Source organism: Pseudoalteromonas sp. TP27 (genome assembly GCF_056470645.1).
This window is the reverse complement of record NZ_JARDAK010000012.1, coordinates 93709-107522: the sequence shown is the minus strand read 5'-3', so window position 1 is coordinate 107522 and position 13814 is coordinate 93709. Positions and strand designations below refer to the sequence as shown.

At 41.5% G+C, this 13814-nt stretch carries 12 protein-coding genes; all 12 read right to left on the bottom strand.

Annotation, left to right across the window (positions count from 1 at the left end; all coding sequences use genetic code 11):
• Genes PX700_RS14465 through mraZ form a run of 12 tightly spaced genes read right to left on the bottom strand, consistent with a single transcriptional unit; the run spans position 1 to position 13444 of the window.
• Positions 1–921, bottom strand: a complete 921-nt coding sequence (locus tag PX700_RS14465) for a D-alanine--D-alanine ligase (RefSeq protein WP_479521076.1) — start codon at positions 919–921, stop codon at positions 1–3.
• Positions 918–2369, bottom strand: coding sequence for a UDP-N-acetylmuramate--L-alanine ligase (murC, locus tag PX700_RS14460; RefSeq protein ID WP_415636687.1), 1452 nt, complete (start codon positions 2367–2369; stop codon positions 918–920). The genes PX700_RS14465 and murC overlap by 4 nt, the downstream gene beginning before the upstream one ends.
• The gene (gene murG / locus PX700_RS14455; RefSeq protein WP_479521075.1) at positions 2370–3446 is read right to left on the bottom strand and encodes an undecaprenyldiphospho-muramoylpentapeptide beta-N-acetylglucosaminyltransferase; all 1077 of its coding nucleotides are present in this window, start codon (positions 3444–3446) and stop codon (positions 2370–2372) included.
• Entirely contained in the window at positions 3443–4618 is a 1176-nt protein-coding gene (gene ftsW, locus PX700_RS14450; protein ID WP_479521074.1) for a cell division protein FtsW, read from the bottom strand. Before ftsW ends, murG begins: the two co-directional genes overlap by 4 nt.
• Positions 4615–5949, bottom strand: a complete 1335-nt coding sequence (murD, locus tag PX700_RS14445; protein WP_479521073.1) for a UDP-N-acetylmuramoyl-L-alanine--D-glutamate ligase — start codon at positions 5947–5949, stop codon at positions 4615–4617. The genes ftsW and murD overlap by 4 nt, the downstream gene beginning before the upstream one ends.
• Positions 5950–7032, bottom strand: a complete 1083-nt coding sequence (gene mraY / locus PX700_RS14440) for a phospho-N-acetylmuramoyl-pentapeptide-transferase (RefSeq protein WP_479521072.1) — start codon at positions 7030–7032, stop codon at positions 5950–5952. It lies immediately after the preceding gene.
• Complete coding sequence (locus tag PX700_RS14435) at positions 7026–8414, bottom strand: UDP-N-acetylmuramoyl-tripeptide--D-alanyl-D-alanine ligase (RefSeq protein ID WP_479521071.1); 1389 nt, start codon at positions 8412–8414, stop codon at positions 7026–7028. Before PX700_RS14435 ends, mraY begins: the two co-directional genes overlap by 7 nt.
• On the bottom strand, positions 8411–9889 hold the full coding sequence (gene murE, locus PX700_RS14430; RefSeq protein ID WP_479521070.1) for a UDP-N-acetylmuramoyl-L-alanyl-D-glutamate--2,6-diaminopimelate ligase: 1479 nt from the start codon (positions 9887–9889) through the stop codon (positions 8411–8413). The genes PX700_RS14435 and murE overlap by 4 nt, the downstream gene beginning before the upstream one ends.
• On the bottom strand, positions 9882–11699 hold the full coding sequence (locus PX700_RS14425) for a peptidoglycan D,D-transpeptidase FtsI family protein (RefSeq protein WP_479521069.1): 1818 nt from the start codon (positions 11697–11699) through the stop codon (positions 9882–9884). The genes murE and PX700_RS14425 overlap by 8 nt, the downstream gene beginning before the upstream one ends.
• Positions 11696–12022: a cell division protein FtsL gene (gene ftsL / locus PX700_RS14420; RefSeq protein ID WP_415636695.1), complete on the bottom strand. Its 327-nt coding sequence runs from the start codon at positions 12020–12022 to the stop codon at positions 11696–11698. The genes PX700_RS14425 and ftsL overlap by 4 nt, the downstream gene beginning before the upstream one ends.
• Entirely contained in the window at positions 12019–12957 is a 939-nt protein-coding gene (gene rsmH, locus PX700_RS14415) for a 16S rRNA (cytosine(1402)-N(4))-methyltransferase RsmH (RefSeq protein WP_197179423.1), read from the bottom strand. The genes ftsL and rsmH overlap by 4 nt, the downstream gene beginning before the upstream one ends.
• Positions 12958–12985: 28 nt before the next feature.
• Entirely contained in the window at positions 12986–13444 is a 459-nt protein-coding gene (mraZ, locus tag PX700_RS14410) for a division/cell wall cluster transcriptional repressor MraZ (protein WP_007582904.1), read from the bottom strand.
• Positions 13445–13814 lie beyond the last annotated feature (370 nt).

The window sequence follows — 13814 nt, the reverse complement described above, 5'->3', positions numbered from 1 at the left end:
TTAAAGCGTTTGCTCTAAAATGCGAACAACTAATTGTTCAAACGTTGCCCCATTCGCTTTTGCCGCCATTGGCACTAAGGACTTTTCAGTCATGCCTGGTACTGTATTTACTTCAAGCAGATAAAAGTTACCTTGCTCGTCTTGCATAGCATCAACACGACCCCAACCACTTGCGCCTACTAAATCAAATGCATCTAGCGATATAGCTTGTAAGTACTTAGTATCTTGCTCTGATAAATCTGCCGGGCAATGATACAGCGTTGTATTTGATTGATACTTAGCTTGGTAATCGTAGAAGCCATTTGGCGTAGTCATTTCAATGACTGGTTGTACTTCGTCGCCAAGCACTGTAATTGTAAATTCACGCCCTGTGATCCACTGCTCTACAAGCACTTGGTTATCAAACTTAAATGCATTAGCTAATGCGTCTTCAAGCTCTTGTGCTGTACTCGCTTGCGCCATACCTATGCTTGAGCCTTCATGTGATGGCTTAACCATTACTTTTTTAAACTCATCCATAATAGCTGCAGCGTCAAAGCCTTTTTTAGCATCAACTACGGCATAAGGTGCGGTGCTTAAACCTGCTGATTTAAATAAGTGTTTACAACGTACTTTATCCATAGCAAGCGCTGAACCCAGTACATTACTGCCCGTGTAAGGCAGGTTCATAAATTCAAGTGCGCCCTGTACTGTACCATCCTCGCCACCACGACCATGTAAAGCGATAAAAACGCGCTCTACATTTAATTCTTTTAGCTCCCACAAAGAGCGATTTTGCGGGTCAAATGCAATAGCATCAATACCACTATTTTGCAGCGCATTTAAAACAGCCTGACCCGATCGTAAAGACACTTCACGTTCTGCTGAGTTACCACCTAGCAGTACCGCTACTTTACCAAATTGTGTATTTACCTGAGTCATACTTCACCTTGTTTAAGTTTTTCTATCGACATACCCGTTGCAGCTAATGTTTTAACTAACTGACCTATATTACCAGCGCCTTGGGTTAATACTAAATCATTGTTTTGTAAATTTGCGGCCAAAACACCTGCAAGCTCTGCATTTGTTGCTACGTGTAGCGGCTCTTTACCACGCTGGCGAAGGCTACGACATAAGCTTTTGCTGTCTGCGCCAACAATTGGCTCTTCACCAGCGCTATACACGTCGAGTAATAATAACTGATCGACATCAGCGAGTACTCTTACAAAGTCTTCGTATAAGTCGCGTGTGCGAGAAAATCTATGTGGTTGATACACCATAACTAAACGCTTATCAGGCCAACCTTCACGTACTGCTGCAATTGTTGCTGCAACTTCAGAAGGATGATGTCCATAATCATCCACCAACATCACATTGCCACGCTCGTTTTCAAATTCACCATAGTGCTGAAAACGACGACCAATACCTTCAAACTTCTGCAGCGCTTCTAAAATTGCATGGTTCGCAATGTTTTGATCTTTTGCCACCGCAATGGCAGCGGTTGCATTAAGTGCATTATGTCGACCAGGCATATTCAACGTGGCAGTTAAACTTTCGCCTTGCTTGTTAGTTACTGTAAATGTGCACGTGTTAGCTGATTGGCTAAAGTCGCTCATGCGATAATCAGCATCCTTCGATTCGCCGTACGTGATGACTGGACGACCAAAACGCGGTATTAGCTCAGCAGCCACCTCAGAATCAATACATACAACGGCTAAACCATAAAACGGCAAGTTATGAATGAAATCTACATACGTGTCTTTCATTTTTTCAAGACTGCCGCCGTAGGTATCCATGTGATCTTCTTCAATATTTGTGATCACCGATACCATTGGTTGTAAGTGTAAAAACGATGCGTCGCTTTCATCAGCTTCGGCAATTAAAAAATCACTTTTACCTACTTTTGCGTTACTGCCTGCGCTATTTAATAAGCCACCGATAATAAAAGTTGGATCGAGCCCTGCTTGCCCATAAATACTAGCGATCAAGCTTGTTGTTGTTGTTTTACCATGCGTTCCCGCAATAGCTATACCGTGGCGAAAACGCATTAGTTCAGCAAGCATTTCTGCACGGCGAACCACCGGTACTCTCGCTGCCTTTGCTGCAATAATCTCAGGATTTGTTTCGTCAATCGCACTTGAAACAACCACTACATTGGCATCTTTCACGTTATTTTCGTGATGGCCAATAAATACCTCAGCACCGGCTTTAATTAAACGATCTGTCATAGCGCTATGGGCAATGTCAGAACCGGTAATACGGTAGCCTTCAAAAGCGAGTACTTCTGCAATACCGCCCATGCCTGCTCCACCAATACCAATAAAATGAATGGTTTCTATTCGACGCATTGCCGGACGCGTGTGTTTTTCTTGTACTGACGTTTCTTTCACTTATTTTCTCTTATTTGTTACTTGCTCACAGTGCGTTGCTACGCTTGCTGTGGCACCTAAAATGGCTTGTTTTTTTGCATTAGTCGCCATTTCAGTAATTAATGAAGGTTGGGCTAAATAAGGGCTTAATAGTTCAACAATTGATTGCTTATTAAACTGACCTTGTGGCATTAATAATGCGCCATTAGCCATCACTAAATATTGTGCATTCGCTGTTTGATGGTCGTCCACGGCATGTGGAAACGGAACAAACACGGCCATTTTACCTGCTGCTGCAATTTCGCTAACAGTTAACGCACCAGCACGGCAAACTACAATGTCAGCCCAGCTATAGGCTGCGTCCATATCATCAATAAATTCAGCTATTTTTGTATTATCGTCAACAAAGCCATGCGCTTTATAAGCTGCTTCTACAGTGGGTAAATGACCCTTACCTGTTTGATGCCATATACTTATTGGAGCTGTATTATTTAGTACTTTAAATGCTTCTGGTAATGTTTGATTAAGCACTTGTGCACCAAGCGAACCGCCCACTACTAAAATATTAATAGGGCTTGATACATCACGTTTGGCTATATTCATAACGCTTTGGCGGACTGGGTTTCCAACTAATTCAGCTTGGCCTTGTGTAAAAGCGCTTGGAAATGCCGCTAATACACGTGTAGCCACCTTAGCTAACAGTTTATTGCTCATACCCGCTACAGCGTTTTGCTCGTGAATAACCAGCGGAATGCCTAAAATTTTTGCGGCAATTCCCGTTGGACCCGTAACATAACCGCCCATTGCAAGTACTACATCAGGGCGCTGTTTTTTCAATACCTTACGCGCCTGCAATACTGCATTAATTACCATGAATGGGGCTTTAATAAGACGCTTTAATCCGTTACCACGAACACCTTTAACATTAATAAAATCAATATCTATATTGTGTTTAGGTACAACGCTCGCTTCCATTCGATCAGGTGTGCCTATCCAGCTAACTTGCCAGCCTTGCTGTTTTAAATAATCAGCCACTGCAATACCGGGGAAAATATGCCCGCCAGTTCCACCAGCCACTACTACTAATTTTTTACTCATCGCTTACCTCCACCTGAGGTGGCTTGTTTGGTTGCCATTTTGGTTTCAAAATCTACGCGTAATAAAATACCCGTGGCAATTGTCATAATTAATAAACTTGAGCCACCATAAGAAATGAACGGCAGGGTTAAACCCTTCGTCGGTAAAATTCCCGCACTCGCACCTACATTCACCATAGTTTGAAATGCAAACCAAATACCGATAGCAAACGAAAAATAACCTTCGTATTCTTTGCCACATTTAAGCGCTTGTTGACCAATTAATAATGCTCTAAATACCAAGGTACCAAGCACCGTTAAAATACTTACAACGCCTATTAAACCAAGCTCTTCGCCTATTACAGCAAAAATAAAATCGTTATGCGCTTCAGGTAAATACTGTAGCTTTTGTACGCTGTTACCTAAGCCTTGGCCAAACCAACCGCCTTGGCTATACGCCATTAGTGATTGCACCAACTGATAACCCTTACCAAAAGGATCATCCCAAGGGTCTAAAAAGCCTACAACGCGCGCCATACGGTAGGGTTCAACAATAATAAGTAATACAACCAGACCAACGCCCGTTAAAATAAGTACAAAAAATTGCCATAACTTAGCGCCAGCTAAAAACAGCAAACCAACCGTTGTAACAAACATAACAACCACTGTGCCCAAATCGGGCTGTAGTAAAATAAGCAGTGCATACACTGCAAATACAGCAATTGGCTTTGCAAAGCCTTTAATATTTTCTTGTACTTCTTCTCGTTTTCTTACCAAATAACCCGCAATATAACTAAAAAAGTACAATTTAGCAGCCTCAGCCACCTGAAAACCAACGGGGCCAATAGGAATCCATCGTTTAGCGCCATTCACTTCACGACCAATAATCAATACCGCTATTAACAGCACCATACCTAGTATTAATAAATAAGGGTTTGATCGTTTCCACCAATCCATTGGCACACAAACACTTATCCAAAAAAGCACAAAAGCCATTGCCAAAAACATACTGTGGCGAATGGTAATATGGTATGGGTCATCAAATAACCGCTCTGCGGTAGGCATTGAAGCGCTGGTTACCATGATAAAACCAACACCAATTAGCATAATTACACAGTACAGCAGCGGTACATCATACAACTGACCTGAAGGTTTAGGTGTTAATGCATCTTTTATATCGGCAAAGGCAATCATAACTGCCCTTCCATTACGCACTGAACAAAGTCATCACCGCGTTGCATATAGTTGTTATACATATCAATGCTGGCACATGCGGGGGCTAATAAAACGATATTACCAGTACTACTAAGTACTTTGGCCAAAGTAACGGCTTCTTCCATGTTGTTAGTTAAATAGCTTTTATTGGTAATCGCAGCTAAGTCACTTGCATCTTTACCAAAACAAATTAATGCTTTTACATGCTGTTCTATGTAGGGTTTGAGGGGAGTTAAATCAGCGCCTTTGGCATCGCCACCGGCAATAACAATTAGGTTTTCGCCGTTGCTTGCCAAGCTATCTATTGCAGCAATAGTTGCTCCAACATTCGTTGCTTTTGAATCGTTAAAATACTTTACACCGTTAAGATCAGCTACAAACTGGCAGCGATGAGCCAACCCATTAAATTGACCTAACGCGTTCTTATATTGCTCTTTGCTTACTTCAAACGGGCTTAAAAGCGCCATTACTGCAAGCGCATTTAAATAATTGTGCTTACCCACTACCGCAAGCGTATCAACAGGTAAAAAGGCATCGCCTTTAACCATAAAGTGAGTTTCGCCATTATGTTGCGCTAAATGGTAATCACCTTGTTGAGCACCAAAGCTGATTAGGGGGGTTGTACCGCGCTCAACTGGATGTGTTTGCATATCGTCTGCATTGACAACAATAAGCTCTACACCGTCATAAATACTTAGCTTTGAGTCTATATAAGCTTGGTAGCTGTCGTAGCGATCAAGGTGATCTTCTGACACATTTAATACCGTTGCACTCACAGGTTTTAAACTCGTTGTGGTATCTAGCTGAAAACTCGATAACTCAAGTACATACACGTCAAAATCATCACTGAGTAAATCAAGCACCGCAGTGCCAATATTTCCACCCAATGCAACTTTGTAGCCTGCTTGTTTTAACACTTCGTAAGCGAGTGTAACTACGGTTGATTTACCGTTAGAGCCCGTTACTGCAACAACCGGTTTTGTATTAATGCGCGCAAATAACTCAACGTCGCCAATCACTTCAACACCTGCGTTAATTGCATCTGCAACAGCTGGTATTTTTAAGCTAAGCCCAGGGCTTATAATAATCATATTGCTTGAACAAAGCTCTGCGTCATCCAAATTACCAAAGTGAGTATTTAGATTAGGCGCATGCTCTTTTAACCAATCAATCCCCGGCGGGGTTGCTCGGCTATCAACGACCTTTGGTGTAAGGCCATGAGATAATAGAAAACGCACAATGCCCAGACCGGTTACACCGAGTCCGAGCACTGTTATTTGTTTGTTTTTTATCTCGTTTAAATACTGCATTTATCGAATCTTTAAAGTAGCTAAGCCAGCAAGCACTAGCACAACAGAAATAATCCAAAAGCGCACAATAACGCGAGGCTCTGGCCAACCTTTTAATTCATAATGATGATGAATCGGTGCCATTCTAAAAATGCGTTGCCCGCGTAATTTATACGACCCCACTTGTAATATTACCGATAGCGCTTCCATTACAAATACACCACCCATAATAATAAGCAGTAACTCTTGACGTACTAAAACAGCAATAATACCTAATGCACCACCCAGCGCTAATGAGCCAACATCGCCCATAAATACTTGTGCTGGATAAGTGTTAAACCATAAAAAGCCAAGCCCTGCACCCACAATGGCAGTACACACAACCACAAGTTCACTCGCCATCGGTAAATGTGGAATATGTAAGTAAGCCGAAAAGTTAATATTGCCTGTTAAATAAGCAATTATTGCCAGCGCCGCAGCTACCAAAATAATTGGCACAATGGCTAAGCCATCTAAACCATCGGTCAGGTTTACCGCGTTTGATGTACCTACTATCGCAAAGTACGTAAGCACGATATAAAACAAACCTAATTGCGGTAATACGTCTTTAAAAAATGGAACAACAAGTGATGTTTCAGATGCTTGTGCACTGGTAAAGTACAAAGCAGTGGCTACAACTAATGCAATGACCGATTGCCAAAAGTACTTCCACTTAGCAATTAGACCTTTTGGATCTTTACGAATAACTTTACGATAATCATCAACAAAGCCAACAATACCTAAAGAGCCAATTACAAACAGTGTTGCCCATACGTATTTATTTGATAAATCGGCCCAAAGTAGCGTGCTGGTAAAAATAGCCGCTAAAATAAGTAAGCCACCCATGGTAGGTGTGCCCGATTTTGACAAATGTGACTGCGGACCATCATCTCGAACTGTTTGACCTATTTGCATCCGTTGCAAACCACGTATTAACTTAGGCCCTAAATAAAGAGACATAATTAGCGCAGTTAAAATACCTAAAATGGCACGTAGCGTTAAATACGAAAAAACATGAAAACCACTAAAATACTGTGTTAAATACTCTGCCAGCCAAACTAACATTTTGATACTCCATTGATGGCTTGTTGCTGGCCATTTACTAAATCGGTTACTAATAATTCCATGCGAGAACTGCGCGATCCTTTCACTACTATTGTTGTTTTTGTATTCACTTTATTAATACTGTCTTGAATTTTTTGCTGCATCTGTTCACGGCTCGAAAAGTGGCGATTAGGTAGCTCAAACACATCACTTGCGTATTTACTTAATACACCTAATGTAAATAACTCATCAATCCCTTGCTCAAGTGCATACTCGCCCACTTCTTGATGGTACTTACGTGCGTCTTCACCTAGTTCGCCCATGTCTCCCAGTGCTAAAATGCGGTGACCTTGCATATCACTTAACAAGTCAATAGCAGCCTTTACCGACTTAACATTGGCGTTATAGGTATCATCAACCACGGTCAGTAAATCAGACACTTCAATTAAATTAACGCGCCCTTTTACATCACCCATTGTGGCAAGTGCGTTGGCTATTTCTTCAAGAGTTACATCAAATTCACTCGTAAGCGCTGCTGCAATAAGCGCATTGCTAATATTGTGTTTACCAGGCAACGCCAAAGTAACAGGTACTTGCTTGTTTTGAGTGCAAAGCGTAAAGCTTGCTCGTGCATTGGTATCAAGCGTGATGTTCTCTGCCCAAATATCGAGTTTTTCGGTTGTTGAAAAGCGTTTAACTTTGCGTCCTTCAAGTTTATCTAACCAATACTGGCTAAATTCACTATCGCAGTTAACAATCGCAACACCGTCATCTTTAAGGCCGTCAAAAATCTCACCTTTAGCTTTTGCAACCCCCATTAAGCTACCAAAACCTTCTAAGTGGGCTGCTGCAACATTACATACAACGGCTACATCTGGTTTTGTCATTGCCGTGGTGTAGGCAATTTCACCTAAGTGATTTGCACCTAGCTCAATTACCGCAAAACGATGTTGTGGCTCTAAGCGTAATAACGTAAGTGGGACGCCTATATCGTTATTAAAATTACCTTTAGTGGCTAATACATTACCGTGAACCGACAAAATTGCCGCACACATTTCTTTCACGGTGGTTTTACCCACACTCCCTGTAATTGCAATTGTTTTAGGCGCTACTTGCGCCATAACAGCAGTACCAATTACACCTAGCGCAATACGTGTATCGCTTACTATAAATTGTGGAATATCGACATCAACTTTGTGCTGAACAATAACGCCAATAGCGCCTTTTTGTTTAGCCTCAGCTATAAATTTATGGCCATCAAAATTTGGCCCTTTCAGTGCTAAAAACACTTCGCCATCGCACACTGTGCGAGTATCAGTATTTATATTAAGCACGTGTTGATTATCACCTTGATAATCGGTTGTTAGCACATTAGCTAACCAATTAAAATCCATTGGGATCATTGTGTTATCCCTCTTACTGCTTTTTTTAGTTGTTCTTGTACATAACGGCGATCGCAAAAGTCGATGCGCTTATCGCCTATAATTTGATAATCTTCGTGGCCTTTGCCTGCAATCAAAATAACGTCATCAGCTGTAGCGTTTTCAATAGCAAAACGAATTGCAGTTGCTCTATCAACCTCTAAATGTGCATTGTGAGGATGGGTTAAACCGCCCGCCACATCAGCAATAATGTCATCAGGGTTTTCTGAGCGCGGATTATCACTGGTAATAATAACTTTATTAGCGTTTTGCTCTGCAGCTTGCGCCATTAATGCGCGCTTACCTTTATCTCTGTCGCCACCACAACCAAAAACACAACTTACTCCACCTGGCACGTGTTGCTGCAATGCTTGTAATGCAAGCGTAAGTGCATCTGGCGTATGGGCGTAATCAACAACACACGTTGGCATGCCTGCTTGACTAAATGCTTGCATTCGTCCAGCTACTGGCTGTAACTGCGCACAACCTGCAACTAATTGCTCAAGCGGATAACCAAGCCCTAGTAATGTAGCGAGCGCTGCCGTTAAGTTATATAAATTAAATTCGCCAAACAGAGGCGATTTAATCGACATATCACCCCAACTCGTCGATAACTGAGCCGAAATACCTTCACTTGAATATTCAACATCAGAAAAATAAACGTATCGGGCATTCTTAGGGGCTAAGTTTTTGCGGCCATAACAAATTAAGTTATTGAAGTCATACTTTTCAAGCCATTGCTCAGCTTGAGAATCATCTTGATTAAGCACTACAACTTGAGGCTCAAAATCACGAAAAAGCATTAGTTTTGCATCACCATAACTTGCCATATCACCATGGTAATCTAAGTGATCGCGCGAAAGATTAGTAAACACAGCCGCTTTAAACGCGCATTTAGCAACACGCTGTTGTACTAACCCATGAGATGACACTTCCATAGCTACCAGCTTTTTATGCTGCGAATTTAAATCGCTCAAAATATGTTGTAAATCAACCGCAGAAGGCGTGGTATTAATCAGTGGAATTAAATTATCAGGGTGGCCGTAACCTAAAGTCCCTATAATGGCCGACTCTGTATTACAAAATTGCGCCAAGTGGGCAATCATTGCTGTGGTGGTCGATTTACCATTTGTACCTGTCACGCCAATTAAATCAAGAGTCTGACTTGGTTGGTTATAAAAGCGACTTGCTAATTCTGGAAGCTTTTTATCAAGCTCCGAGACTAAATATAGTGGCTCAAAACTTGTTTCAAATTCACATAATCTGTCAGCAATAATAGCTGTTGCGCCATTTTCAATTGCTTTATTAATAAATTGTCCGCCATCAAGTGCATGGCCTTTAATAGCAACAAATACATCGCCTGGCGTTACTTCACGACTATCAAGGCGTAAATGTTTTACCAACTGCGAGGGCGCATCAATTTCGATGTATTTTAAAATGTCCTTTAAATCACGCATCGTTGTCCTTACCTTTTACGTACGCAACCTCTTCCTTGTCAGGCGCTACGTTTAATATTCTTAATGCGTTAGAGATGATTTCTGCAAATGCAGGGCCAGCGGTGGCACCTCCATAGTACACATCACCACCTGGTTCATTAATCATAACTACCACGGCTAAACGAGGATTACTTGCCGGTGCTACACCTGCAAAATAACCTACATATTCATCACCATAACCACCTGCTACAGCTTTTTTAGACGTACCTGTTTTACCAGCAGCACGATACCCATCAACTTTTATGTTACGAGCCGTACCATCTTTTTCAAATACACTTTCCATCATGTGCACTACGGCTTCTACGTCTTTTTGTTTAAAAACACGCTCGCCTTCGGGTATATTATCTTGCTTTAAAATAGTTAGAGGGCGATTAACTCCACCAGCGCCTAACATGGCATAAAAACGCGCCATTTGTGCAGTACTTACCGAAATCGCATAACCGAACGATAAAGTCGCAATTTCAAAATCAGACCAACGGCGATTTGGATAAAATAAACCGCTGCTTTCACCGACCATTCCAGTACCTGTATCACTACCAAAGCCTACTTTTTGGTATAAGCCAACGAAGTAATCTTTAGGCACTAATTGAGCAACTTTAGCGACTCCCATATTTGAGGAATATTTTAGTATTTCGCGCAGTGTTAGTTCGCCGTGATTTCGGGTATCTCTAACTAAACTACCACCTAAACGCATCCAACCTGGGTAGGTATCGATTGTGTCATCTGCCTTAATGGCGCCGTATTCTAGCCCAGCCAAAATGGCTAGAGGCTTAACAGTTGAGCCTGGTTCAAACAAATCGGTAATTGCGCGGTTACGGCGCTTATGAGGGGCTGCATCGCTTAAATTATTTGGATTAAATGAAGGACTGTTTACCATTGCCAGTACTTCACCGGTTTTAACATCAACCACCATAGCCGATCCCGATGTGGCTTTATAAGTCAGTACAGCTGATTTAACGGCTTTGTAAGCAATGGCTTGAATACGTTGGTCAATACTTAGCTGAATACTTTCTGGCTCTACACGCTCGCGCTCATCAAGTACTTCTACTTCACGCCCTTGTGCATCTTTACGAATAGTACGGCGGCCTTCCTCACCCGTTAACGCATTTTCGTATAGCTTTTCAATGCCTTCAATGCCTTTACCATCTATATTAGTAAAACCAATAACATGTGCGGTAACTTCACCTGCAGGATAGTAGCGTTTAGATTCATCTAGTAGATGGATGCCAGGCAAACGCAAATCGCCAATATAATTTGCTACAGCTGGAGTAACTTGGCGCTTTAAATACACAAAACGACGAGAGGGTTCGTTTAAAAGGCGAGAATTAATCTTTTTAGGGTCAATACGCAATACGTCTGCAAGCTCACGCCAGCGTAAATCGTTTTTATAATAAAGTGCGGTACGTTTATCAAGTTCAACAGTATTTTCAGCTAATAATAAGTGATCTTCACCGTTTTTACGCGCTTGTTTGATTACTTTAGAGACAAGCGACTTATGCAATGCTTTAGGGTCTGCATATACGCTCACAACCGGTACGCTTACCGCTAGTTCTTTACCATTACGGTCAAAAATCATTCCGCGCTGCACATGAAGTTTTTCAACACGCACTGTACGTTTATCACTTTCTGAACGTGCTTTGTCAGGTTCTATTACTTGCAAATAAGCGGCGCGAGATACGAGTGTTACAAACACCATAAACACAACTGCACACACCAGCATAAAGCGCCATGTGATTAAATTAGTGACTGGTTTTTTGCCTCTATTTCTCATTGTACTATTATTACCTGCTCATCTTGACTCGTAGGTCGTTTCATTTTTAATTGTGATATAGCAACTTCTTCAATGCGCGCATGTTGCGAATAAAATTCTTCTTCAACAAGTAAGTAGCGCCACTCTAAATCGAGTTCATCACGTTCTTGTAATAACTGATCTTGCTTTATAAGTTGCCCACGAGCTAGGTGTGTTGTTTGCACAACAGTTAAACTAGAAGCGAATATCACAACCAATAAGGCCGAGGTTAGCTTGTTAGCTCCTAGGCCTTTTAATATTTCAAAGAATAAATTAGGTTGCCGATAGCTCGCTTTTTTACTCATCCCAACCTCTGTGCAATCCTAAGTACAGAACTACGAGAACGAGGATTACGCTCTACTTCTACAGCACTTGGCTTAATAGCCTTACCCACTGCTTTTAACGTCAGATTTTTATTTATTTGTGCATCAGTTAAAGGCAGACCTCTGGGTAACACTTCTCCCCGACTCTGTTTTCTAATAAACTGTTTTACAATACGATCCTCTAGTGAATGAAACGAAATCACCACTAAACGCCCACCAGGTTTTAACACTTTAACTGCTGACTGCAACGCTGTTTGAATCTCTTCAAGCTCGCTATTAATGTAAATACGAATAGCCTGAAAAGTACGTGTTGCAGGGTGTTTAAACTTATCTTTTACAGGCACAGCTTCATCAACAAGGTCAGCAAGTTGCTTTGTAGTTGTAATTGGCGTGTGCTCTCGAACTTCAAGCACTTTGTGCGCAATGCGTTTACCAAACTTTTCTTCGCCCAATTTTTTAATTACGTGAGTAATATCATCTAACTCGGCTTCTGCTAACCACTGTGCAGCACTGCGACCTGTTGTTGGGTCCATACGCATATCAAGTGGCCCATCTTTCATGAAACTAAAACCACGCGCAGCGTCGTCAAGTTGTGGCGACGAGACACCAATGTCTAATAAAATGCCGTCTACTTTACCAATCAGATCGTTTTGCTCTGCTACTTCGTAAAGATTTGAAAAACGAGTATGGGCAATTGCAAAACGTGGATCATCTGCAAATTTTTCGGCTGATTGTATCGCTTGTGGATCTTGGTCAATTGCTTGCAGGCGACCTTCATCACCAAGGCGTGCTAAAATTTGTCCAGAGTGGCCGCCACGTCCAAAAGTTCCATCCATGTATATACCGTCTGGCTTAATTGCAAGGGCATCGATGGTTTCGTCCATTAATACGGATACGTGTTCAAATTGCGCTGTCATTAGCTATTATTTGCCTTTTTTTGTGCCGTTAAAGTGTGAAGTTATCTAAATCTTGGTTAGGTTCAAAGTCACCAAGCCTTTCAAGCTCAGTATCTTGTTGCATTTGCTCATGCCAACGCGCCTCATCCCAAATTTCAAATTTATTCATCAAACCAACTAGCATGATTTTTTTGCCAAGTGATGCATGAGCCCGTAATGATGGCGCAAGCAAAATTCGACCGTTTTTATCAAGTTGATACTCTGTCGCGTTACCTAGCAACATACGTTGCATTCGTCGAGCTCGTGGATTCATATTAGAAATTTTTGCTAAACGGCTTTCTATTTCGAGCCACTCAGCCAGCGGATATAACCATAAACACGGCTCATTTAGTGCGACGGTACAAATAACCGTTCCCTGATCTTCAGACAATAGAGATTCTCGGTACTTGGTCGGTACCGCAAAACGCCCCTTATCATCCAAACTCAGCGAACTCGCGCCACGAAACATAAAAAACCTACTTTAAAATTGTTTTATTCAACTTTTGTTTATTTTTATCCAGTGTGATCCACTAAAAACCACTTTTTACCACAGTGCTCCAGTTTAGGGCTTGACAAGCCATTTTGTCAAGTAAGCTGACCAGCTTTAGTAAGTCCCAAAGCTAGAAAAAATAAGGCTTTGAGCGAAGCGTTTGAATTACGTGGGAAAAAGTGGGATTGTAATGAAAAAAATATCGCTTCTGTTTTTTATAACCTTTTGTTTACATGCATTGCTTACTGAATAACCAATGAATATTTACAATTTTTTATGCGCTTTTATCTTCTTTGTAAAATTTACCTAACGATGTAGTAATACTTACTGTTTGGTTTAAATTGCCAAC

Excerpts from the sequence above, each read along its gene's own strand:
- PX700_RS14425 (WP_479521069.1), bottom strand. The coding sequence starts at position 11,699 with ATGAGAAATAGAGGCAAAAAACCAGTCACTAATTTAATCACATGGCGC.
- murE (WP_479521070.1), bottom strand. The coding sequence starts at position 9,889 with ATGCGTGATTTAAAGGACATTTTAAAATACATCGAAATTGATGCGCCC.
- ftsW (WP_479521074.1), bottom strand. The coding sequence starts at position 4,618 with ATGATTGCCTTTGCCGATATAAAAGATGCATTAACACCTAAACCTTCA.
- mraZ (WP_007582904.1), bottom strand. The coding sequence starts at position 13,444 with ATGTTTCGTGGCGCGAGTTCGCTGAGTTTGGATGATAAGGGGCGTTTT.
- murG (WP_479521075.1), bottom strand. The coding sequence starts at position 3,446 with ATGAGTAAAAAATTAGTAGTAGTGGCTGGTGGAACTGGCGGGCATATT.
- PX700_RS14465 (WP_479521076.1), bottom strand. The coding sequence starts at position 921 with ATGACTCAGGTAAATACACAATTTGGTAAAGTAGCGGTACTGCTAGGT.
- mraY (WP_479521072.1), bottom strand. The coding sequence starts at position 7,032 with ATGTTAGTTTGGCTGGCAGAGTATTTAACACAGTATTTTAGTGGTTTT.
- murD (WP_479521073.1), bottom strand. The coding sequence starts at position 5,949 with ATGCAGTATTTAAACGAGATAAAAAACAAACAAATAACAGTGCTCGGA.
- PX700_RS14435 (WP_479521071.1), bottom strand. The coding sequence starts at position 8,414 with ATGATCCCAATGGATTTTAATTGGTTAGCTAATGTGCTAACAACCGAT.
- ftsL (WP_415636695.1), bottom strand. The coding sequence starts at position 12,022 with ATGAGTAAAAAAGCGAGCTATCGGCAACCTAATTTATTCTTTGAAATA.
- rsmH (WP_197179423.1), bottom strand. The coding sequence starts at position 12,957 with ATGACAGCGCAATTTGAACACGTATCCGTATTAATGGACGAAACCATC.